General features: G+C 70.4%; 18 protein-coding genes. 9 read left to right on the forward strand and 9 right to left on the reverse strand.

From position 1 onward, the window contains the following. Positions 1 to 50: 50 nt before the first annotated feature. Positions 51 to 710 (forward strand): hypothetical protein, encoded by a 660-nt coding sequence (locus BJ964_RS23430; RefSeq protein WP_188122677.1) that lies wholly within the window; start codon positions 51 to 53, stop codon positions 708 to 710. A 54-nt stretch (positions 711 to 764) separates the two neighbouring features. Then, positions 765 to 2,096: a serine/threonine-protein kinase gene (locus BJ964_RS23435; RefSeq protein WP_188122678.1), complete on the forward strand. Its 1,332-nt coding sequence runs from the start codon at positions 765 to 767 to the stop codon at positions 2,094 to 2,096. Here the strand turns inward: BJ964_RS23435 and BJ964_RS23440 are convergent, their stop codons facing one another. Both BJ964_RS23440 and BJ964_RS23445 read right to left on the reverse strand, forming a co-directional pair. After that, positions 2,097 to 2,621 carry a superantigen-like protein SSL4 gene (locus BJ964_RS23440; RefSeq protein WP_188122679.1) on the reverse strand — a complete coding sequence of 175 codons (525 nt, stop codon included), beginning with the start codon at positions 2,619 to 2,621 and terminating at the stop codon, positions 2,097 to 2,099. Beyond that, positions 2,606 to 3,172, reverse strand: coding sequence for an RNA polymerase sigma factor (locus BJ964_RS23445; RefSeq protein ID WP_229807312.1), 567 nt, complete (start codon positions 3,170 to 3,172; stop codon positions 2,606 to 2,608). Before BJ964_RS23445 ends, BJ964_RS23440 begins: the two co-directional genes overlap by 16 nt. Positions 3,173 to 3,290: 118 nt before the next feature. Here BJ964_RS23445 and BJ964_RS23450 point away from each other — a divergent pair, with 118 nt between their 5' ends. Together BJ964_RS23450 and BJ964_RS23455 are read left to right on the forward strand one after the other, a co-directional pair. Further along, positions 3,291 to 3,782: a beta-class carbonic anhydrase gene (locus BJ964_RS23450; RefSeq protein WP_188122680.1), complete on the forward strand. Its 492-nt coding sequence runs from the start codon at positions 3,291 to 3,293 to the stop codon at positions 3,780 to 3,782. Then, the gene (locus BJ964_RS23455; protein ID WP_229807313.1) at positions 3,779 to 4,753 is read left to right on the forward strand and encodes a quinone oxidoreductase family protein; all 975 of its coding nucleotides are present in this window, start codon (positions 3,779 to 3,781) and stop codon (positions 4,751 to 4,753) included. The genes BJ964_RS23450 and BJ964_RS23455 overlap by 4 nt, the downstream gene beginning before the upstream one ends. Before the next feature lie 4 nt (positions 4,754 to 4,757). On the opposite strand, the gene BJ964_RS23460 is transcribed toward BJ964_RS23455, so the two are convergent. Both BJ964_RS23460 and BJ964_RS23465 read right to left on the reverse strand, forming a co-directional pair. Continuing rightward, positions 4,758 to 5,459: a GNAT family N-acetyltransferase gene (locus BJ964_RS23460; RefSeq protein WP_188122681.1), complete on the reverse strand. Its 702-nt coding sequence runs from the start codon at positions 5,457 to 5,459 to the stop codon at positions 4,758 to 4,760. Positions 5,460 to 5,491: 32 nt separating this feature from the next. After that, positions 5,492 to 7,501, reverse strand: coding sequence for a M6 family metalloprotease domain-containing protein (locus BJ964_RS23465; protein ID WP_188122682.1), 2,010 nt, complete (start codon positions 7,499 to 7,501; stop codon positions 5,492 to 5,494). Positions 7,502 to 7,608: 107 nt separating this feature from the next. Between BJ964_RS23465 and BJ964_RS23470 the strand changes: the two genes are divergently transcribed. Beyond that, positions 7,609 to 9,378: a CocE/NonD family hydrolase gene (locus BJ964_RS23470; protein WP_188122683.1), complete on the forward strand. Its 1,770-nt coding sequence runs from the start codon at positions 7,609 to 7,611 to the stop codon at positions 9,376 to 9,378. A gap of 421 nt (positions 9,379 to 9,799) precedes the next feature. Continuing rightward, positions 9,800 to 11,422 (forward strand): methyl-accepting chemotaxis protein, encoded by a 1,623-nt coding sequence (locus BJ964_RS23475; protein WP_188122684.1) that lies wholly within the window; start codon positions 9,800 to 9,802, stop codon positions 11,420 to 11,422. Between the two features lie 160 nt (positions 11,423 to 11,582). Here BJ964_RS23475 and BJ964_RS23480 read toward each other — a convergent pair whose 3' ends face one another. The 3 genes from BJ964_RS23480 to BJ964_RS23490 form a co-directional block, all read right to left on the reverse strand. Beyond that, positions 11,583 to 12,551: an ankyrin repeat domain-containing protein gene (locus BJ964_RS23480; protein ID WP_188122685.1), complete on the reverse strand. Its 969-nt coding sequence runs from the start codon at positions 12,549 to 12,551 to the stop codon at positions 11,583 to 11,585. A gap of 80 nt (positions 12,552 to 12,631) precedes the next feature. Continuing rightward, positions 12,632 to 15,013 (reverse strand): ABC transporter permease, encoded by a 2,382-nt coding sequence (locus BJ964_RS23485; protein WP_188127116.1) that lies wholly within the window; start codon positions 15,011 to 15,013, stop codon positions 12,632 to 12,634. Beyond that, a complete protein-coding gene (locus tag BJ964_RS23490; RefSeq protein ID WP_188127117.1) occupies positions 15,013 to 15,741 on the reverse strand; it encodes an ABC transporter ATP-binding protein in 729 nt (242 codons plus the stop codon). Before BJ964_RS23490 ends, BJ964_RS23485 begins: the two co-directional genes overlap by 1 nt. 145 nt (positions 15,742 to 15,886) lie before the next feature. Between BJ964_RS23490 and BJ964_RS23495 the strand changes: the two genes are divergently transcribed. The 3 genes from BJ964_RS23495 to BJ964_RS23505 all read left to right on the forward strand — a co-directional run bounded on the left by BJ964_RS23495 (position 15,887) and on the right by BJ964_RS23505 (position 19,249). Continuing rightward, the gene (locus tag BJ964_RS23495) at positions 15,887 to 17,131 is read left to right on the forward strand and encodes a sensor histidine kinase (protein WP_188122686.1); all 1,245 of its coding nucleotides are present in this window, start codon (positions 15,887 to 15,889) and stop codon (positions 17,129 to 17,131) included. Then, positions 17,128 to 17,763, forward strand: coding sequence for a response regulator transcription factor (locus BJ964_RS23500; protein ID WP_203832738.1), 636 nt, complete (start codon positions 17,128 to 17,130; stop codon positions 17,761 to 17,763). The genes BJ964_RS23495 and BJ964_RS23500 overlap by 4 nt, the downstream gene beginning before the upstream one ends. 139 nt (positions 17,764 to 17,902) lie before the next feature. Continuing rightward, positions 17,903 to 19,249: a TIGR04013 family B12-binding domain/radical SAM domain-containing protein gene (locus BJ964_RS23505; protein WP_188122688.1), complete on the forward strand. Its 1,347-nt coding sequence runs from the start codon at positions 17,903 to 17,905 to the stop codon at positions 19,247 to 19,249. 33 nt (positions 19,250 to 19,282) lie between these two features. On the opposite strand, the gene BJ964_RS23510 is transcribed toward BJ964_RS23505, so the two are convergent. Together BJ964_RS23510 and BJ964_RS23515 are read right to left on the reverse strand one after the other, a co-directional pair. Continuing rightward, the gene (locus BJ964_RS23510; RefSeq protein WP_188122689.1) at positions 19,283 to 19,852 is read right to left on the reverse strand and encodes an NAD(P)H-dependent oxidoreductase; all 570 of its coding nucleotides are present in this window, start codon (positions 19,850 to 19,852) and stop codon (positions 19,283 to 19,285) included. Next, positions 19,849 to 21,207: a DedA family protein gene (locus BJ964_RS23515; protein WP_188122690.1), complete on the reverse strand. Its 1,359-nt coding sequence runs from the start codon at positions 21,205 to 21,207 to the stop codon at positions 19,849 to 19,851. Before BJ964_RS23515 ends, BJ964_RS23510 begins: the two co-directional genes overlap by 4 nt. Positions 21,208 to 21,304: the final 97 nt, after the last annotated feature.

The following is a 21,304-nucleotide window of genomic DNA, read 5'->3' on the forward strand; positions in this document are numbered from 1 at the left end:
GCGGTGGGACAGACGAGAGGACAGCCCTACGAAAAGGAGTGAACGCCGTCATGCGCATCTCTTCGCATCTCCACCGGCTCGGCACAGCCGTGTTGCTCGGACTCGTCCTACTGTTGGCCGGCACCTCCGGCGCCGCGTCGGCGGCCGCCGGGCCGCCGTCCCTCGCGGCCCGCGCCGCCTGTGAGGGCGCGGTGGTCCACTCCGTCGACGCCGCGCAGCCCGGCACACTGCCGCCCCTGTGCATCGCGGTCGGCGGGGTCGTGCGTGTCGTCAACACCGGACCCGGGTCGCTGCTCGCGCGGCCCGCCACCATGGTCGACTGTTTCTACGCGGCGGGCACCCACCAGTGCCGCCTGATCCGCACCGGCACCGTGCGCCTCACGCTGGCCGGGGATGCCCGGGAGCTGCTCGTCCGGGTGCCCGCGGCGGTACCCGGACAGCCGTCGACGGCCTGCTCGCCGGCCGGCAGCGTGGTCGATCTCGACACCACCGAGGAGTTGCGCTGGTGGTCGCCGTGCCTGCGGATCGGCGCGACGCTGCGGGTGGTCAACCTCGGGCCCGGCCTGCTGACGGTCACCCCTGCCGACGCCGTGAACTGCCACTACGAGGCCGGCATCCACGCCTGCCAGTTCCGCCGGCCGGCCAGTGTCGTCCTCACCGCCGCGGTGGACGCGGCGACACGCTCCGTGACGGCCGTCGCGGTCCGTTAACCGTCTGGCGATCGGCGTCTATGGTCGAGCCGTGACGGGCGAAGTCGCACCATCATGACCGGACCACGGCAGATCGGCGGGTACCGGATCGAACGGTTGCTCGGCGCCGGGTCGTTCGCCACCGTGTGGCTCGGCCACGACCCGGCGCTGGACGCACACGTGGCGATCAAGGTGCTGGCCGAGAACTGGGCCCACGACCTGCGGGTCCGGGAACGCTTTCAGCAGGAGGCCCGGCTGCTCTGGCGGCTCGCCGACGAACGGGTGGTGCGGGTGTACGCCGTCGGCGAGTTGCCGGACGGCCGCCCGTACTCGGTCATGGAATTCGCCGAGGGCGGCAGCCTGCGCGACCGGCTCGAACAGGGTGAGCTGGCGCCCACCGTGGCCTTGCGGGTACTGCGGGAGATCGCCGCGGGCGTCGCGGTGCTGCACCGGCACCGGATCGTGCATCGCGATCTCACACCCGGCAACATCCTGTTCCGGACAGCGTCACCAGGACCGGAGCGGGTACTGATCGCCGACCTCGGCCTGGCGAAGGCGCTGGCCGCCGCATCGGGACTGACCGCGCGCGCCGGCACCCCCGGCTACATGGCTCCGGAACAGGACGACCCCCTGGCCGCGGTGGACACCAGTGCCGACGTCTACGGGCTGGGACGGCTCGGCACCCGGCTGCTGAGCGCGCGGCAGAGCACCGGGCGGCCACGGATGCCTCCGGGCGTACCCGCCGGGGTCGCGGCCCTCCTGCACCGGGCGACGGCGCGTAACCCCCGGGATCGACCTCCGGACGCCGCCGCATTCGCGGCGGCGCTCGACCGGGCCGCCGGGAACAGCGCTGGTGGCGCCTTCACGCCGTTCGGGCGCGCGGCGACCCTCATCGCGGCCGTCGTGGTCCTGGCCGGCGTCCCGTCCGAGGCCGCCCTCCCCGAGGGCACCCGCACGGCACGTGACGGTACGGGGCAGCTGACAGTGGCGTTGCCCGCCGGATGGCGTGCCGCGGGGTCCGGCTGGGCCGGTCGCCTCGACGGGGACGGCAGGCTGGAACCCGCTCTGGTGATCTCCCCGGATCCGGTGCGCTGGCGTACCGATCCGGGCGTGCCCGGCGCGTTCATCGGACTGTCCCGCAGCGCCGGGGCACGCACGACGGCGGCCGGTTTCGTCGCGGAGCATCCGCACGCACGCTGCGCCGCGGCACCGGTCCGGCACACCCGGCAGTCCGGCGCCGAATGGGTGGTGGCGCGCTTCACCTGCACCGGTCCCAAGCCGGTGATCATCGAGGCGGTCCGGCCGGACACCCGATCGACGGCCCTGGTGTACGTGCAGATCGCCCTCGAACCGGAGGCGAGCGACGAGGAGGTCGACGCGCTGCTCGGCGGCGTCGGCACGACCTAGCTAGCGGATCACCACCGTGATGTCGTAGGCCCTGTCACCCTGTGGGATCGTCACGACGACAGTGCCCTTACGCACGAAACGCACCTCGACGACGCCGGCCTCGTAGTGCTGCGCGACCAGTTCCGGCGAATCGGTGGTGACCTCGCCGGGCCCGATGTTCTCGATCCGCAGCACCGCACCGGCCGCCAGGCACATCGCGGGAACCAGAGCCAGCTCGTCCGCGGCCACGTCGATGGTGTGGACGACCGCGCCTTCACAGGACGGCGACGCCGGAGGCCGGGTGGGCGTCCGGCTCGGGCTCGGGGTGACGACCGGGGGGCGGCGCGACGGCGACGAAGTGGACGCGAGGGAGGGCCGGGGCGGCGACACACTCGGGGCTCCACTCGCCGGGTCGGCGGCCACCGACCGTACCGGTGCCGTTCTGGTGGCGGCCTCCGTCGGTAGCGGTGAGACCGGCGACTCGGCCGCGCATCCCGCCATGGCCAGCGACGCGGCGAGCACACCGGCGGTCAACCGGCCGCGCATCCGGATCCCCCGGGCGGCGCCAGCCGCAGCCGCAGCTGTGAACGGCCGTGGTGAATGCGGGATCGCACGGTGCCCTCCGGCACCGCGATCAGCGTGGCGATGTCGGCGTAGCTGAGGTCGAGCAGATCCCGCAGGACGACCGCCTCGGCAAGATCGGGTCTTAGCCGCTCCAGCGCGTCGAGCAGATCCAGGCGGGTCCCCGCCACCACGCTGGTCCTGCGCGGGTCGGGACGATCGGGCAGCGGCACTCCACCCGACTCGGCCAGGAAGCGGCCGCGCAGCCTCTGGTAGGTCGACCTCGCACGGTTGGCGGTCAGTCGGTAGAGCCAGGTACGGAACGACGAGCGGCCCTCGAAGCCGCCGATCGACCTGGTGAGCGCGAACAGCGCGTCCTGGCACGCGTCCTCGGCGTCTTCACGGTTTGGCAGGAACCGGGCACAGATCCGGAGCATGTCAGGTCGCAGCACGGTCAGCAGGGCATGCAGCGCGGTGGCGTCGCCGGCGGCGGCCGCGTTTGCCAGCTCTTCGATCTCGGCGGCTCGGCTGTCCACCAGCTCAGCCTAGACACGCCACACCAGGGGGCATCCTTATTGCAGTAAACCTATGGGCTCAATAGGATACGTCTGCGCTTCGCCTGCCTGGCGATCCACGACGCGGCTGGGAGAGATCATGACGGTCACCGATGAACTGCTGGTCAACGCCGGACGCTATGCCGCGGCGTTCGACCGGGGCGAGCTGCCCCTGCCACCGGCCCGGAAGGTCGCGGTGGTCGCCTGCATGGATGCGCGCCTGAATCCGTACGGGCTGCTCGGCCTCACCGAAGGCGACGCGCACGTGATCCGCAACGCCGGCGGGGCGGTCACCGGCGACGTGCTGCGGAGCCTGGCCATCAGCCAGCGGCTGCTCGGCACCACGGAGATCATCCTCATCCACCACACCGACTGCGGCATGCTGACGTTCACCGACGACGGGTTCAAGGCCGCCGTCGAACGCGAGACCGGGCTGCGGCCGCCGTGGGCGGCCGAGGCCTTCACCGACCTCGACGACGACGTCCGCCAGTCGGTCCGGCGCATCCAGGCCGACCCGTTCGTGCCGGTCAAGGAGTCGGTCCGCGGCTTCGTGTACGACGTGACCACCGGCACGCTGCGCGAGGTCCGGTGACCGTCACTGAAGTCGGCACGATGCGCGCGATCCAGGTCAGCCGCTTCGGCGGCCCGGAAGCACTGAAACTCGCCGAGCTGCCCGATCCGGTCCCCGGTCCCGGGCAACTGCTGATCCAGGTGACCGGGGCCGGGGTCAACTTCGCCGACACGAGCCGGGTCGCCGGGTCCTACCAGCCCGCCCCCGCGCTGCCGTTCGTGCCCGGCACCGAGGTCGTCGGCACCACCGCCGACGGCCGCCGTGTGCTCGCGCTGAACTTCGCCGGCGGCGGATACGCCGAACGGGCCGTCGTCGACGCGGCCACCACCGTCGAGGTGCCCGCCCAGGTCGGCGACGCCACCGCGCTCGCCCTGCTGGTGCAGGGCCTGACCGCCTGGCATGTGCTGCGCGGCAGCGCCCGGCTGCGCGACGGTGAGACCGTGGTGATCGGTGCCGCGGCCGGCGGCGTCGGCTCGCTCGCGGTACGCCTGGCCCGGCACTTCGGCGCCGGCCTGGTCATCGCCGCCGCCTCGACACCGGAGAAGCGGGAGAAGGCGCTACGGCTGGGCGCGGACGTGGCACTGGACAGCGCGCCCGACGGCTTCGCCGAACGCGTCCGCGACGCCACCGGTGGACGGGGCGCCGACGTCGTACTCGAATCGACCGGCGGCGCCGCGTTCACCGCCGGCCTGGACGCGCTCGCGCCGTTCGGCAGGCTGGTCACCTTCGGCAACGCTTCACGGCAAGGACGGCCGCCGGTCGACCCGGGCGAGCTGTCCGACCGCAACCTGGCGGTGGCCGGATTCTGGCTGCGCCCCGTCGTCACCCTGCCGGGCCACTTCCGGGAACCGCTGACCGAACTGTTCGCGCTCGCCGTGGACGGCCGGCTCACCCTGCCGCCCGGCCCGGCCTACCCGCTGGACGAGGCCCACCGCGCCCACCGGGACCTGATCGGCCGCCGTACCACCGGCAAGGTGATCCTGCGCCCCTAGGGGTTCACCGGGTCCTCCTCGCATCCTCCTCGTTCCAGACGGAGACGATGCCTTCCCCGTGCCTTTCAACGGCCAGGGCACGCGCCTCATCGAGCGAGCTCGCGAGCACTCGAAAGTGGATCTTCGGTTGACCTTGGATCTTCACCGTCCCGACGTATTCCCGCACGAGCGCACTCTCCTTCTCGTGGTTGGGAAGCGAGTACAGCAGTGAGTCCCGCCAGGCGCCGTTGGTGAAGACGTGGTTTCGGATGCGGCCGTCCGGGGTGAAACCGAGGCGGGCGAGGAGCCGCTGCGAGATGTGGTTGTCGGGGCCACAGGCGGCTCGGACGCGGTGCAGCCGGAGGGTCTTGAAGCCGAAGTCGATCATGAGGGTGGCGGCTTCGGTGGCGTAGCCCTTGCGCCAGTCCGCACGGCGGATGGCGTAGCCGATGTCACCGCTGCGGTCCCGGCCCGGCCCGATGCGGCCGAAACCGACGAGAGTGTCGCTGCTGTCGGCGATGGCCAGGTAGTAGTCGGGCCGTGGAGTGGCCTGCGCCCGGGCGATGTCCCGGGCGAGCTGTGCGGCCTGGGTGTCGCGGTCGCGGACGTCGAAGCTGAGCGTGCGGACGACCTCCTCGTCCCCGACGACCGCCATGGAGGCGTCGAGGTCGTCCGGGCGGAATTCACGCAGGGTGAGCCGTGGACCGGTGAGGGTGACGGGATGCATGGCTCGACCTTAGGTGCTGATCCTCCGGGGCGTCACCGTCGCACGGTGCAGGAGGTCACCGCGGTCGCGCCCGGGTCGCTCTCCGACCTGACCTCGACCGTCACCGCCGGCACACCCTTGACGTAGACCTCGGCCGAGGCCGACTGACGGCCCGCTACCCCGACGACCGCCCGGGACAGTACCGCCCCCGGCGCGGAGATCCGGAAGACGTCGGCGTCCCGGCCGGTGTTGCGGATCGGAATCGTGCACCGAGCCCAGCCGGACGGCCCGGGGCGGGCGGTGGCCGGCGACGCCTTCACACCGCGGACCGACGGCCCGGCGCCGTCGAGGGAGCGGACCGCGACCTCGTACGAGAGCACGCCGTTCCGGTCCCGCTTTCGGTCCAGGACGTAGAAGTGCAGCCGGTTGGCCGTGTCCGCGTACTCGAAGAGGCTGCCCGATCCGGTGCCGGAGTGGAACAGCGCGTCGGAGAGCTGCCGGTAGTCGCCGATGGTCATCTTCTGCGGCGTGCCGTCCGGCAGTACGAAGTCGACCTTGTCGATGTCCTGCGGGTTGGCGTCGATGGTCCAGATGAACGGCGCGGCGTCCGCGTTCTTCGTCTTGGCCAGCAGCACGCCGGAGTCCGGGGTGAACGAGTCGAAGCCCATCCGGTCGACGACTTCGAGGGTGTAGTTGTCGTATCCGCCGCCGTCGCAGTACGGGTCCGTCGCGGTGTTGCAGGCGGGGCTGCGGTCGCCGCCGTCCAGGGTGACGTTGATGCCGGCCAGCCGGCGAGGGCCGGGATCGACCGCGCGTGCCGTCACCCGGGTCACCACGACGCCGGACTCGGCCAGGCCTGAGCGGGAGAGCTTCAGCACCGCGGTGTCGTCGACGATGCCGAGCTTCATCTTGTTGCGCAGCATGTGCTGTGCGCCCATCGACGAGCCCCCGGTTCCCGGGATCAGCCACCGGCTGTGCGGTCCGCCGGGGCCGTTGAACGTGCCGCGGCTCAGCATCTCCCACGGTCCGCTGTAGTCGCGGCGCGCCGGCACGGAGTACGGGTTGTTGTAGTTGTCGCCGATGCCGAGGATGTGGCTGAACTCGTGCGCGTACGTCGACATGCCCGAACTCTCCGCCTGGAGTGAGCTGCCCTGGGTGGCGTTCGGCCAGATGTTCGCCGAGGCCTGCCAGGAGGTCCACTCGACGTAACGGGTCGCGTTCCAGTTCGGCAGCGACTCGTCCGGCGGGCCGAACTCCTCGCTCACGTCCTCCTTGGTAGTGAACTTCATCGGGCCGAACTCCTGCCAGGTGGCCGACTCGTCCTGGCCGGCCGAGAGGAAGAAGACGAAATCGTACGAGGCCGCCTCCTGCTCGCCGACCGCCGCGATCCAGGCTGCGCGCGCGTCGGCACGCAGGTCACGCCCGCATACGTCGTCGGCCGGGCAACCCAGTCCGCGCTGCATGGAGTTCTCGATGCCGTATTCGTGGCTCGCGTGCGGCATCTGGTAGACACCGAACGCGCTCAGGTCGATGCCGAGGCGCCCGTTCGAGTCCTCCATCCAATATTCGTGGATGGTGTGGCCCCGGTTGAGCGTCCCCGGCTTGTTCAGAAAGTCCCGGTAGAACGCCGGCACTTCGGAGCGGTCCAGATTCTGTACGCCGGACGGGTTCCCGTAGATCGTCGAGTTCGCCGGTTGCGTGACCACGAACGGCTGGTTCGGGTAGTCGACCAGCACCAGCGCCCCGTTGAAGGTGCGTTCCGAGCCGCGCACCGCCGGGTCGGCCCAGTCGGTGCCCGGCACAGCCCGGTAGTCGTCCCAGGTCATCGTGTCCGGCAGCTCGTACCGCTGGGGGTCGATCGGCTGCGGCGCGCCGGCCGGGCCGCCCAGGGTGACCGCCTCGTCGAGCTGCCAGGGCTGGGTCTGCGGCCAGTGCCGCATGCGCCACGGCGTGTCCGGATCCCCGGCCGGCGGCGCGGCCGTCGCCGGCGCGGCGTTGAAGGCGCCGGCCACCACCAGCGCCGCTACGGACAGTGCCGAGAACAACCGTCGCCCCGTCGTCATGGCGTCATCCTGGCAAATTTATCGACACCTCTCAATGGGCGTGATCCTGCACGCCGGCGCGCTAGCGTCAGGGGCGGCACAGATGATGTTCGATGTTTGGAGGTCGGATGAGTTTACGCAGACGGGCAGCAGCCGCGGCCGGAGCGCTGATCACGGTTGCCGCTCTCGCGGTAGGTGGCCCGGCGGCCGCCGCCGCTGTCTCCCCACCGGGCGTCACCCACGAGGAGAACCCCCGCGTACCGGAGGGTGCGGTGTGGACGGAAGCCTACTTCCCGTCCGCCGACAACAGCGGCGTCGAGCTCCACGCCGACGTCCTGCGGCCGGCGCACCTGCCGTCGCGCGCCCGGACGCCGGTGATCCTCGCCGTCAGCTCGTACTTCAGCCACGCGGGCCAGACCGGACCGGAGGGGTGGACCCGTACCGGCCCGTCCAGCCGGTTCGCGGACTTCACCAGCGGCACCGGCCTCTTCGCCCGCGGCTACACCTACGTCATGGTCGACCTGCGCGGCTTCGGCGGAAGCACCGGCTGCCTCGACTGGGTGGGCCCGGGTGAGCAGGCCGACGTCGAGGCCGCGATCCAGTGGGCGGCGACTCAACCGTGGTCGACGGGCAAGGTGGGCATGTACGGCAAGTCGTACGACGCCGTCACCGGGCTCGTCGGCAACAATCTGCGCCTGCCGGCACTGAAAGCCGTCGTGGCTCAGGAGCCGGTGTGGGACATGTACAACTACCTGTTCAGCAACGGGGTTCCCCGTCCCAACGTGACCGGCACCCCGAACGCCTACAACGGCATCGCCACGATGGCGCCGCTGCCCGATGACACCGCCCGCTACCAGGCCAACGCGGCGTACGAGCAGAGCCACCCCGAGTGCCTCGCCGACAACCTCACGAACAACAACAATCCCGATCTCGACTCGCCCTACTGGCGCGCCCGCAACCTCGCCGCCCAGGCCAGGGGCACGAACACCCCGCTCTTCGTCACGCAGGGCTTCATCGAGAACAACACCAAGCCCGAGGACATGCAGGAATTCCTCGACAACCACCACGGCGTCGAGCGGGGCTGGCTGGGGCAGTGGGAGCACGTCCGCGGCAACGAGACGAACAATCAGGGCCAACTGCTCATGGGCCGCGCCGGGTTCTTCGACGAGGTCATGCGCTTCTACGACCGCTACCTGTTGGGCATCCGCCCGGCGGTGCACGACCCGGCCTACGCCGTCGAGGACAACACCGGCGCGTGGCGCGCCCAGCCGACCTGGCCGACGCCGTCCTCCCACACCAGCGCGGCCCTGGTCGACGGGCAGTACGTCGATGACGGAATCGCCTCGGCACTGGCCGCGCCCGCCGGTCAGGAGTGGGACATGGAGCACTACACGGATCCCGCTCCGCCCGCCGCCAAGGGTCTCGCGCCGACGTCGAACTATTTCACCTGGTCCACGCCGGTCGAGTCCCGGCTGAGGATCACTGCCACACCGCAGATCACGCTGCACGCGAGCGCGCTGGGCAATGTCATGGTGCGGCTGTGGGACGTCGCCCCGGACGGGACCGCGGTGATGTTCGACGAGAACGTGGCGCTGATCGAACGAGCGGGCCGGGTGGCGTTCGACCTGAAGTCCACGGACTGGACCTTCGAGGCAGGCCACCAGCTGGGTGTGCAGATCGGAACGATCGGCAGCGGTAACTGGCGCGACACCCCGAGCGGCAACACGATCGAGATCACCCGCGCGCGGCTGAACCTAGCGCTGCAGAACCCGCGGCTCGACGTGCCGACCCAGGGTGACCGATCGCCGTTCCTCGACACCTACCTGAGGCAGTACACCCGCACACTCACCGGCGTCGGCGAGGGAACCTTCCCGCTCACCCTGCGCCACCGGCCCTGACGAGCCGCCACCGCGTGGACTGCCCGGCCGCCCGACCGGCCGGGCAGGCGAGTCCAGGCCGGAGACAGGTCTCCGCGACCTGACAGCCACCGACCTCCGAGAGCGGCGATGATTTCCGAACTGACAAATCTCGCTAAACCTGACAACCCTGTCCGTCGCCTCGTACCCAATGATATCAAATCGGACACGTGCCTCCAATATCTGGTATGGACGGTCACGAATGCCGGGTGAGAAATGACACATTCCGCGCCTATCCGGGTGTACGCGGCCACTGAGGAATCCCGGCTGCGCCGCCGCTGTTTCGGATCAGGCTCACAGCACTTATCCAGCAACTCGATAGGGGTTGAGGTCAGAATGCGGGCCGGGATGTCGATCGGGATGAGTGATCGGACATTTTGCCCCCGAGAATGAGAGACGTGCCATGCCTCGAATTCTGAAGTCCCTCACGATGAACCGGGTCCTGACCACGCTGCCCATCCGGCGTTCGATGCGCCTGGGCTTCTCCGTGGTGGTGGCGTTGCTGGTCTTGCCGGCCGTGGTGACCGCGGTCAGCCTCGGGCAGTCGACCGGGCGGGTCGGTTCGCTCGCCGACGCCTCGGTGCCGGGTGAGCAGATCGTCGGCCGCATCAATGCGCTGATGTACGAATACCGCAAGGAGCAGTGGCAGTACCTGGCGCTGCCCGCCGGTGACGAGGCGCGCGCCGACACGCTGACCTCCATGCAGGAGGAGGACGCGGAGATGAAGGAGCTCTTCGCGGACTACCGGAAGCTGCCGGTCGAGGACACGAGCACGAAGGCACTGGCGACGTTCGAGGAGCACTGGAACGGGTACGTGAAAGCCACCGCCGGTGAGGCGGCGCTGGCTGACAAGGGCGACGACGAGGCCGCGCGGGACACGTTCGACGACGGTCAGGGCGAGGAGCTGTGGGACGCCCTCAAGGACGACGTGAAGTCCTGGCGCACCACCGCCACGGAGATCGCCAACGCGGACCGGGACGCCTCCCAGCTTTCCGCGATCGTCGCGTTCAGCCTGCTCGGGGTGCTACTGACGATCGCCGTGGCGGTCGCGTTCCTGGTCTGGCGGACGCTGTCACGGCGGATCACCGACGGGCTCGACACCCTGACAGAGGCAGCGGAGGGCATCGCCCGCGGTGATCTGGAGCAACGGGTGGAGACCACGACCGACGACGAGATCGCCCAGGTCGCCGCCGCCTTCGACCGGATGGTGGAGTACCTGACCGGGATAGCCGACGTGTCGCAGCGGATGGCCGAGGGCCAGTTGGCCGTCAACGCGCGGCCGAAGTCGGAGCAGGACCGTCTCGGGCAGGCGTTCGCGGCAATGGTGGCGAACCTGAACGACTCGATCGGGCAGGTTCACTCCGCCGTAGATGCCCTGGACGAAGCCTCCCAGGACCTGACCGAGGTCTCCGACGGGGTACGCGGCGCCTCCAGCGAGGTCGTCGACAACGCCGGACGGCAGGTCACCCTCGTCCAGGAAGCGCAACACGCGGCCGAGCAGACCGTCGATCTGGTCACCGGCGGCATGGCGACCGTGCAGCAGCTGGACGATGTGATGCGTGTGCTCGACATCAAGTCCAAGGAAATCGGTGGGATCGTCGAGGCGATCACCCGAATCGCCGCGCAGACGAACCTGCTCGCGCTCAACGCCTCCATCGAGGCCGCCCGCGCGGGTGTGCACGGCTCCGGCTTCGCGGTAGTGGCCGGCGAGGTCCGCACGCTCGCCGAGGAGAGCGGCGCCTCAGCACAGTCCATTGCGGACCTGGTCGCCGAGATCCAGCGGACCAGCGGCGACGCCGTACGGATGGTGGACGACCACGCCCGCGGCGCCTTCGAGCGGATCGCCGCCGGCACCTCCTCGCTGCGGGTCGCACTGGACGAGGTCGGTGCGTTCGCCAGCGCGAACGTGCAGTCCACCGAGCGGATGGCCGCCGCGACCGCGGCGACCGCCGACTCCGTACGGAAGCTCGGGTCGACCGCCGACCAACTCCGCGGGGTAGCCGGCAGATTCTCGGTCCAGCCCTGACGGGCGGCCGGCGTGCCGCCGGGGTGACCGTCACCGCAATGGAACCGGTGGCTGTCACCCCGGTCGGCACGCCGGCACATTCCCGGACGCCTTCGGAGCCGGCAAGCCCTCCCTGACTGACGAGCCGAGCCCTGGCCGGAGTGGATTCGCACTCAGCTGATCAAGGATTGCGGCTGTGCCATTCGGCATTTGCGCGGGCCGACTCGTCCGTCTGGCGCCTCCAGTCGAGCCGGGCTGTGACGGCCGCGGGGTCCTCCAGGTCGGTGATGGCGGCGAAGACGTCCGGCCGGGCCGTCTCCAGCCAGGCCGTGATCGGTTCGCCGGTGCGTTCCAAGGTCGCGTCCAGACGGGCACCGACAGCGATCAGGGCGCGGATCAACGCGATGTCGCCCATCCCGTAGGCGGCGGCGACCAGCGGGGTCACCCCGGCCACGTCGGCGCCTTCGACGTCGAGGCCTTCGGCGAGAAGCCGTTCCAGCAGGGTGAGATCACGTAGGTGCGCCATGAAGTGGAGCAGGGTGCGGCCCCGATGGTCGCGCGTGTGTGCGGAGACGCCGGCGTCGAGCAGCGACACCACGCCTTCGGTGTCCCCGTGCAGCGCGAGCCGCATCAGTTCGCGGCGTTGCTCGTGCAGGCGGCGTGGTAGTTGGGCTTGGCGGGCAGGTCTGGGCGGGGGCGAGGGCGGGGGGACGATCCTCGCCACGGGTGTGGGCGCCCATGGATCCGGGAAGTCGGTGCGGCCCAAGCGCTGACGGGGCAGTCCGGCGGGACCGTTCTCCATGGCGGTTTTGGCGGCGAAGCAGCCGCTTCGGCTGCCGCCGAGCGCGACCAGCGTGGTCTCGTGCTGTTCCTCCTGCTCGCTGTGCGGAATGTGGACTCGCCCGTCCTGCCAGCGGACCTCGTGCCAGGCGCCGCCGCACTGCACCCGTACCGGGTCCGTCGCCGGGTGGCCGGGACGCGGCGGCCCGGCCGGAGACTCGGTCGCGGACGGGAACAGGGCCGAGTGGATCAGGGGGTGCAGATGGTTCGGGTCCAGGAGCCCGAGCTGGATCAGGAGGGCGTCGAGCGGCAGGCCGAGACGTTCGAGCGGGATGTACGCGTCGTGCGGGGTGTAGGTGTAGAAGTCCATGGCGCTGCGATCCTTTCCTCCGAGTCCAGGTGTCCTTGCCCGTTGACAGGGCTGCTCTCGGGCTCCGGCGGTGCGCCCGGTCAAGCGGTGCGGGGGCGCAGGACGTTCCAGGTCACGGAGGCGCTCGCGGCCGTCGCGATGGCCAGGCTGCCGAGAACGGCCCAGGTCAGGGTGCCGCTGTCGAGGTGCATCGACACCGGTGTGGCGGTCTCCGCGCCGAGGCCTGACGCGACGCCAGCCAACGGCGGTAGGGTGGCGAGCAGGCCGAGCGCCGATCCAATGAGCACCAGCAGCCCGGTCTCGCCGATCACGAAGCGCAGCAGCTGCCGCCGGGTGCCGCCGGTCGACCTCATCACCGCGAAGTCGTTGCGCCGCCCGTATCCCGCCATGGCCATGCTGTTGGCCACGGCCAGGCCGCTGTAGCCGACCGCCAGCACTGTGAGCATCATGGCCAGGCTGTCCGTCAGCTCGGCGTCGGTGTTGTACTCCTCCAGCGCGAACTGCTCGGCGTTCTGCAATCGGGCTCCCGCGCTCAGGGTTGCCGGCATCTGGTCGGCGGTCATGAAGATGTTGTCGGTCAGGGCCGTCGGGTCGTGCTCGCGGATCGTCTCCCGGGACAGGACGAAGGAACCACGGGCCTGGTCGGGCGGTAGCACCTCGGCAACCCGCAATTGCGCGCCGAGGCCGTCGGCGAACCGTACGGTGACCGTCGAGCCGGCCTGAACCTTCAGGAATTCCGCCATTACTGTGTCCAGTACTGCTTCGCCCGGCTTCGACCAGCGGGGATCTCGCGAGCCGACCCCGTCGATGACGGTCCCGTTGTCCTCCCGGGCCAGGAACAACCGGGTCGGCAGCGAGGCTCTGCCGTCCGGGTTCTCCCGGACCACCGCGTCATTGAGCCCGGGCGCGTTGCCGGGGTCGATGAGTACCTGCCCGGCCAGCTGCTGGGTGATCTCGGCGGGGTACGCCTGCCGCATGGTGTCGACCAGCCCGCTGATCAGAACGGCGAAGCCGATGGCCACGATGACCGGTGCGGCGGTGGACGCGGCCCGCCGGGTCGCGTTGAGCAGCTCGGCTCGGATGAGCATCGAGCCCGCGCCGGAGGACCGCCGGGCGAACGGCGCTGTCACCAGGCGGACGGCCGGTCCGATGATGATCGGTGCGAGCAGCGCCGCGGCGGCGATCAGGCACATCGAGGTCGCGATCGCCAGATTGACGCGGCGGTCCGCAGCGCCGACTGCGGTGACGAAGGCCAGCACCACACCCAGCCCGAAGGTCATCAGCCCGCCGATCCGCCGGCCCCGGCCCATCGGGCGCTGTTCGGTCTGGGCGTCGAGCAGAGCTTCGATCGGCGCCACCCGAGAGGCGGAGCGGCTGGCCGCCCAGGCGCCCAGCACGGCGGTCCCGGTGCCGACCACGGTGGCGGTCAGCAGCGGCCACGCCGAGATGATGACCCGGGAGCCGGGCGGTACGACGTCGAGCCGGTAGAGAATCGCCAGAACGGCCGGGGCGGCGAGACAGCCGGCCAGGCAGCCGGCGATCGAGCCGAGCAGGCCGACGATGACCGCCTCGCCGAGCACCATGCGACGGATCTGGCGCGGGTCGGCGCCGATCGTGCGCAGCAGGCCGATTTCGCGGCGGCGCTGCGCGGTGGCCAGGGCCAGGGTAGCGGCGACTACGAAGATCGTGGTGAACAGCGCCATGATGGCCATGGCGCTGATCAGTTGGGCACCCAGGAACCGCTTGTGCGTGACGAACGCCGGTTCCACGACACCGCGAGCGTCGCCGGCCAGGGCGGAGCCGCCGTCACCGACGATGCTGCCGGCCCGGTCAGTGATGCTTTCGATCGAGGCGCCCGCCGACGCCAGCAGTCCGATCGTGGTGACCCCGGTGTCCCTTCGGGCGGCCTCGGCGTCGGTGAAGTAGAAGCCGTGGCCTTCGATGGTCCCGGTCACCGTATAGATGTGCACGTCGTCGGTGAGACCGACCGCGAGAGGGGTTCCGGTGGCCTTCCCCTGATCGGTGCCGACCACGACCTCGGTGTCGGATCGCGGCGGCCGCCCTGAGGTCAGCTCGTACGGCGCCAGCCGGGTGCTGGACCAGCCGTGCCCGGCTTCCATCGTGGCCTCGTCGGGCACCGGCTCGTCGTTCTCGAAGGCCTGGGCGTAGAAGTTGCGGTCGATGATCGCGGCCTCGACGCCGGAGATGGCGCCCAACCGCTGGACCAGGTCGCGGGCCTCGTCCTCGCTCCACGGGACGCGGTCCCTCAGGATGCCGTTCTGGTCGCGTGCCTGATCAGACACCACCAGCACCGGAGCTCCGGCCACCCGTGGTTGGGGCCGGGGGCGGCCCGAGTCGTAGAGGAGGATGGTGGCGGCGATCAGTCCGACGCCGACGACGACGGCGAGGAAGGTGGCGAGGAAGGAACGCCAGTGCTCGCGAATGTTGGCGGCGGCCAGCATCATGCCTCCAGCCGGGCCATCTGGGCGGCGATCCGGCCCGGCCTCGTCCGGTCGGCCGGTTCGAGCTCCAGGCGGTCGGCGATCCGGCCGTCCTTCAGGAAGACCACCATGTCGGCGTACGACGCGGCGACCGGATCGTGGGTGACCATGAGGGTGGTCTGCGCCTGCTGGTCCACCAGCCGGCGCAGCATCGCGAGCATCTCGCGTGCGGATGTGGTGTCGAGTGCGCCGGTCGGCTCGTCGGCGAACAACACATCTGGTCGGGTGATCAGCGCGCGGGCCAGCGCTACCCGCTGCTGCTGACCGCCGGAGAGCTCGCTCGGCCGGTGTCCGGTGCGTTCGCCCAGGCCAACCGCGGACAGCGCAAGGTCCACCTCGGCGCGGTCGGGGCGGCGACCGGCGAAGCGCAGCGGCAACTCCACGTTCTGTGCCGCGGTCAGGGAGGCGACCAGGTTGAACGCCTGAAACACGAAGCCGATCCGCTCCCGGCGCAGGGCGGTGCGCGCGCGCTCGTCCATGCGGCCGATGTCCTCACCGGAGACGAGGATCCGTCCTGCGGTGGGCTCGGCCAGCCCGGCGGCGCATTGCAGCAATGTCGACTTGCCGGAACCGGAGGGGCCCATGATCGCGGTGAAGGTACCCGCCGGAAAGCCGATGGACACACCGTTGAGCGCCCGGACCTCCTGGGTGCCCCGCCGATGGACCTTGTGTACGGCGTGGAGTTCCACCGCTGTCAGCACGGACGAGTCTCGCGTCGCAGTCATACCTCAATCCGACCGCATCACCGGTCGGCACACATTGATCCTGGGAATAGTCTTTTAGGTAGAGTGCGCACTACCGTGCCTGGCTCGGTCGATGACCTACCGTGGCGGGATGCGAAGCAGCGGCGGGTTGCGCAGTCGGACCGCCTGGCAGGCGATGGCCCTGCAACCGGTCGGATTCCTCACCTCGGCCTGGCCATGGCGAGCCTTGCTCTACCTGATCTCGGGCGTCCTCGCCGGCGCCGTGGCCATGTTCCTGTTCGTCGCGGTGGTCACCATCGGCATCCTCACGGTCGTCGTAGGCGTCGGCGCTGTGCTTCTGCTGGCCGCCGCGTTGATGGGACTGCCCTTCGCCCGCCTGGAACGGTGGCGGTTGCGGCTGGTGGACCTGGACGGGCTCCAGGAACCACACCGGCCACCGCAACAGCCGGGACTGCGCGCCTGGTTACGCTGCCGGCTGGCGGAGCCGGCGACCTGGCGTGAGCTGATCCTGATGGTGATTTCCCTGACCGCGCTCTGGTGGGTCGACATCGCCGTCCTGGGCTTGGCCTTCGTGGTGCCGGCACTGTGCATCGGCGCGCCGATCGACGACCCGCCGGCCTGGCCTTGGGCGGTGCTCGGTGTGCTGTTGCTGCTTGCCGCACCCTATTCACTGACAGCCTGGACGGGTGCTCGCGCGACGCTGTGCCGGATCGTTCTCGCGCCACGAGATGCCGAGGTAGACCCGAACTTGAAGGAGATCAGCGAGTCGCGGGCGCGGCTACTCGACGGATTCGAGGCTGAACGGGTTCGTATCGAGCGCGACCTGCACGACGGCGCCCAGCAGCGGCTCGTCTCGCTCAGCGTGATGCTGGGCCTGATGATGCTGGACGTGCCCGAGGACTCCCCGCTGCATCGGGAGATCGAGTCAGCGCAGGAACAGCTCACCCTGGCGCTGGCCGACCTGCGCCACCTGGTCCGGGGTTTGAATCCGCTGGTGTTCACCGACAATGGGCTGGTGGCGGCGATCGAGGAGGCGGCAAGCCGGTTCCCGGTGCCGGTCTCGCTCGACCTGCGGCTCACCGGGCGGCTGCCGCAGCCGGTCGAGACGGCAGCCTATTATGCCGTCACTGAGGCACTGGCCAATGTGGCCAAGCACAGCCTCGCTACCCGGGTCGACCTGATCGGGCGGCACCACGCCGACATCCTGGTCCTGGAGGTCAGGGATAATGGTGTGGGCGGCGCGGACGTCTCCGGCGGCACCGGGCTGACCGGCCTGGCCGACCGGCTGGCAGTGCTGGACGGAAGCCTGCGCATATCCAGCCCGCCGGGTGGCCCGACTCTTGTACTGATGGAGATCCCATGCCCCTTCGGGTGACCCTGGCCGAGGACTCCGCCCTGCTCAGGGAGGGTCTGGTGAGCATTCTCGCCCGGTTCGGGCACGAGGTCATCGACGCGGTGGCGGACGCCGTCGCGCTGACCGCGACCGTCGAGGCTCGGCGCCCGGACATCGTCATCACCGACGTCCGGATGCCGCCGGGTAACGCCAACGACGGGCTGCGGGCTGCCGTACGCCTGCGCCAGTCCTTCCCCGGCCTGCCCGTGCTGGTCCTCAGCCAGTACGTGGACCAGTCGTACGCGGCGCAGTTGTTGGACTCCGACGACGGCCAGGGCGTCGGTTACCTTCTGAAAGACCGGGTCGGCGCGGTCGTGGAGTTCAACGCCGCAGTGGAACAGGTCGCAGCCGGGGCGACGGTCGTCGATCCCGACGTGGTTCGCCAGTTGATCAGCCGTCGCCCGGACCCGAGGCAGCGGCTGACCGCCCGCGAACTCGAGGTCCTCGCGCTGATGGCCCAGGGCCGCTCCAACGACACAATCGGCAAGCGGCTGCACGTCACGGACGCGGCGGTCAACAAGCACGTCGGCAACATTTTCAGCAAGCTCGACCTGCCGGTCACGACCAACGGCCACCGGCGGGTGCTCGCGGTCCTGGCCTACCTGCGGAGTTGAGCCGCGGTCACCGGCTCGGTCACCCCCGTTCCGTCGATGTATAGCGGCCGCCATGTCCCCGATCGATGGACCTGAGAGGGCGAGTTGGCCAGGGTCATGGGCTCGGAACTTGTTCTCCAGGACCTGGCAAAATCGCGGTATGGGTGGTCCTGAGCTGGTCCTGGTGCTGCGCTACCGCAAAGCGGTGACGTATGGCTTTCACGCGCTTCTGGGGGCGCTCGGTCAGCACGAGACCGCTACCCGCTACGAGGTGCGTTTCGGGGAGGATGTCGAGAGTGCGGCGGCCCAGATCCGGGATGCCGTCGCCAGCGGGGCGCGGGTTTACGTGCTGTGGTCGTTCTATTCGCCGGACGCGGCCGCGCTTGCGGAGGAGTTGAAGCAGATTCGGGCGCTGGCCGACGCTCCGAACGTCACCCATCTGGCCGGGGGAGTGCACGCGACGGCGGAGCCGGTGCAGACGCTGGACGCGGGCTGGGACATGGCGGCGATCGGCGAGGGCGAGTCGACCCTGCTGAGCCTGGTCGATGCGAAAGGTGACCCGACGGGCATCACCGGCCTGGCCTACCGGGACGCCACCGGCAACCTGATCAGGACCGGCAAGGCCAAACAGCGCGACCTCAACGACTTCCCGGGCTTCGCCCTCAAGTGGGACAAGTTCAACGCCCTCGAAATCACCCGTGGCTGCATCTACGCCTGCAGATTCTGCCAAACCCCGTTCATGTTCTCGGCGAAGTTCCGGCATCGGAGCATCGAGAACGTTCGTTGGCACGTCGATCAGATGCGGGCTCGTGGGCTGCGCGACGTCCGGTTCATCACGCCGACCGCGTTGAGTTACGGGAGTCAGACGGACGAGCCGAATCTCGACGCCGTTGAGGAACTGCTGGCGTCCTGCAGGGAGGGGATCGGGCCGAACGGGCGGGTCTTCTTCGGGTCGTTCCCGAGTGAGATCCGGCCCGAGCACGTCAGCCGGGAGGCGCTGCGGCTGGTGAAGAAGTACTGCGACAACAACAACATCATCGTGGGCGCCCAATCCGGCTCCGACCGGGTCCTTGACGCGGCCAAGCGTGGCCACAGCGTCGAGGAAGTGATGCGAGCCGCCCGGCTCGGGATCGAGGAGGGCTTCCGGATCAACGTCGACATGATCTTCGGCATGCCGGGCGAGAACCAGGACGACGTCGACGACTCGCTCACGCTCGCACGGGAGCTGGCCGACCTCGGCGCCCGTATCCACGCGCATACCTTCATGCCGCTGCCGGGGACCCCGTGGCGCGACGCGCCGCCCGGTGACGTCGATCCGGAGACGATCCGTGAGGTGGACCGGCTGTCGCGGCGCGGCGCCCTCTACGGCCACTGGCAGAAGCAGCGTGACCACGCGGCCCGGCTGGCGGCCGCCGCGGAGGCGTATCCGCGCCCGGGCCGCAGCCGCACGATTCTTCCGACGGTGCCGGCCGCGGCGAAACCCACCGACGGCTGCGCGACCTGCTGAGACCCGCCGTCCCAAAGAGCTGAAACCCGGCGTTCAGAGGGGGCGGGCCAGTGAGGCGGCGCGGGCCAGGTGGTCGGCCTTCAGTGACGCCCACCCGGCGGGGTCGCTTTCGGCCAGGACCGACCCGCCCAGGACGACGAAGTCGGACGAGGACGCCCGCGCGCCGATGCGGTCGGTGACCATGGTGGTCCGCATGGCCTGGTGGACACCGGATTTCTCCAGTTCGGCGACGGGGTGTCCGGCGGTGCAGAGCACGACCGCCCGCCGCGCCACCCGCCCCCACCCGGGCTTGTACGCCCATCCGGCCGTCCACACCCGGTCGAACCAGCCTTTCAGCATGGCCGGGCAGTCCGCCCACCACACCGGGTAGACGAACGCCCACACCTCGGCCGCGTCGAGCAGCTCCTGCTCCGCGGCCACGTCACAGGGCACGGGAGCGGAGGCCAGCCGCGCGTATTCGGCGGCGCTCAGGACGGGCTGGAAGCCGGACCCATAAAGATCCGAGACGGTGTACGACGACAGCCCGCCCACGAACGCGTCCAGCACCTCCCGGGTGAAGCTTTCCGGGCCGGGATGGGCGTAGACGACGTGAACCTGGCTCACATCGTGGATTCTGACAGGACCGCCGGCTCCGGCCGGGGCTCGGGCGTTCCGCCGTCGGTCCGGCTGGACCAGACGGCCGCGTTGACGGCGGCCCAGGCGACTCCGAGGACCACCGCTGCCACGGTCACGCTGGTGTCGCTCCAGTTCAGGTACACCCACGAACCGGCGCAGACCAGGGTGTACCCGGTGGCGAGCGTCCAGACGGTGACCCGCCACTTCCACGGCAGCCCCCGTACGGCCAGCCAGGCGAGCAGCCCGGCCGCGGCCGCCACCTGTGCGGTCTGCCCGGCCGGCATGCTGTGTACGGCGATCACCTGGGCGTCCAGGGGCAGTGATCCGTCGAGTTCGCCGGCCGGCGGGAACGGGATGTCGCCGGTGGTCCGCCGGCCGGGGTCGGCGGTGGCCGCCAGCACGACGGCGAGGACGACGGCGGGCAGGATCGGGCCGAGCACCTCGGGGAAGAAGGCGCGCAGGTCGAATCCGCGCCAGCACCACCGGGCCAGGGCGATGATCAGGGCCAGGATCACCAGGATCTCCGGGACCAGGGAGGTGGCGATCTGGAGGGCGGCGAAGTAGCCGTCGGAGGTCCACTGTGAACGCGTCCAGGCGGCCACCGTCTCGTCGACCGCGGACAGCCCGCTGAACCGCACCACCGGCGGGATCACCGCGATCAGCAGGACCGCCAGCGCGACGAGCAGGACGAGGCTCACCACGGTGGCGGTGCCGGCCGGCAGCGGCTTGGGACGGAAACGGCGCGCGATCGCGCGTACCGGATCGGGGTGTCGTCCGAACCAGCGGCCCGCCAGCGTCAGACCGAGAACGAGCACCGTCAGGGCGGCGAGCGCGCCCGCGGCGCGCCCGGCGCGCGCGGCAAGGACGTCGTAGGAGGCGCCGGCCGCGTAGCTCGCGCCGACCATCCACAGGGCCCAGAGAATCGCCGCCGGCGTGTGCCAGGCCATGAAGACCTTTCGGGGTACGCCGTTGCGCGCGGCCAGTCGCGGCATCAGCGTGCGTGCCCCCACCACCCACTGGCCCAGGAAGACGGCCCGTCCGCCGTGCCGCTGGAAGAGTTTCTCGGCCCGGTCCCAGGCGCGCTGTCTGCCGGTGGCCGGCGCGGTTCCGGCCCGCCAGTAGGCGATGTTGCCGCCGATGACCGCGGCCGCGACCGCGGTGAGCAGGGCCGGGCCGACCGGTACGACCCCGGCGTTGGCGAGCAGGCCCATCGCGACGAGGGCGGTGGCGGCCGGCAGCACCAGTCCGGCGAGCAGTGCCGTCTCAGCCGTGACCAGCACGCCGACGACGAGACAGACGAGCGCCCACGGCAAGCCGCCGAGCAGGTCGTTGAGCCACCGCATCGATCGAATCCCCCAGATGTAGCCGACAATGTGGACACTAAGGCTACGGCCGCAGCGGGGGAACGGTGATGCCCCTTAGGGATCCATCGATATCTCT

This window comes from Actinoplanes lobatus, assembly GCF_014205215.1.
Classification (GTDB): Bacteria; Actinomycetota; Actinomycetes; order Mycobacteriales; family Micromonosporaceae; genus Actinoplanes; species Actinoplanes lobatus.

What these genes read in the sequence shown, in the direction of transcription:
- BJ964_RS23430 (WP_188122677.1), top strand. Translation starts at nt 51, where the DNA reads ATGCGCATCTCTTCGCATCTCCACCGGCTCGGCACAGCCGTGTTGCTC.
- BJ964_RS23435 (WP_188122678.1), top strand. Translation starts at nt 765, where the DNA reads ATGACCGGACCACGGCAGATCGGCGGGTACCGGATCGAACGGTTGCTC.
- BJ964_RS23440 (WP_188122679.1), bottom strand. Translation starts at nt 2,621, where the DNA reads ATGCGCGGCCGGTTGACCGCCGGTGTGCTCGCCGCGTCGCTGGCCATG.
- BJ964_RS23450 (WP_188122680.1), top strand. Translation starts at nt 3,291, where the DNA reads ATGACGGTCACCGATGAACTGCTGGTCAACGCCGGACGCTATGCCGCG.
- BJ964_RS23460 (WP_188122681.1), bottom strand. Translation starts at nt 5,459, where the DNA reads ATGCATCCCGTCACCCTCACCGGTCCACGGCTCACCCTGCGTGAATTC.
- BJ964_RS23465 (WP_188122682.1), bottom strand. Translation starts at nt 7,501, where the DNA reads ATGACGACGGGGCGACGGTTGTTCTCGGCACTGTCCGTAGCGGCGCTG.
- BJ964_RS23470 (WP_188122683.1), top strand. Translation starts at nt 7,609, where the DNA reads ATGAGTTTACGCAGACGGGCAGCAGCCGCGGCCGGAGCGCTGATCACG.
- BJ964_RS23475 (WP_188122684.1), top strand. Translation starts at nt 9,800, where the DNA reads ATGCCTCGAATTCTGAAGTCCCTCACGATGAACCGGGTCCTGACCACG.
- BJ964_RS23480 (WP_188122685.1), bottom strand. Translation starts at nt 12,551, where the DNA reads ATGGACTTCTACACCTACACCCCGCACGACGCGTACATCCCGCTCGAA.
- BJ964_RS23485 (WP_188127116.1), bottom strand. Translation starts at nt 15,013, where the DNA reads ATGCTGGCCGCCGCCAACATTCGCGAGCACTGGCGTTCCTTCCTCGCC.
- BJ964_RS23495 (WP_188122686.1), top strand. Translation starts at nt 15,887, where the DNA reads ATGCGAAGCAGCGGCGGGTTGCGCAGTCGGACCGCCTGGCAGGCGATG.
- BJ964_RS23505 (WP_188122688.1), top strand. Translation starts at nt 17,903, where the DNA reads ATGGGTGGTCCTGAGCTGGTCCTGGTGCTGCGCTACCGCAAAGCGGTG.
- BJ964_RS23515 (WP_188122690.1), bottom strand. Translation starts at nt 21,207, where the DNA reads ATGCGGTGGCTCAACGACCTGCTCGGCGGCTTGCCGTGGGCGCTCGTC.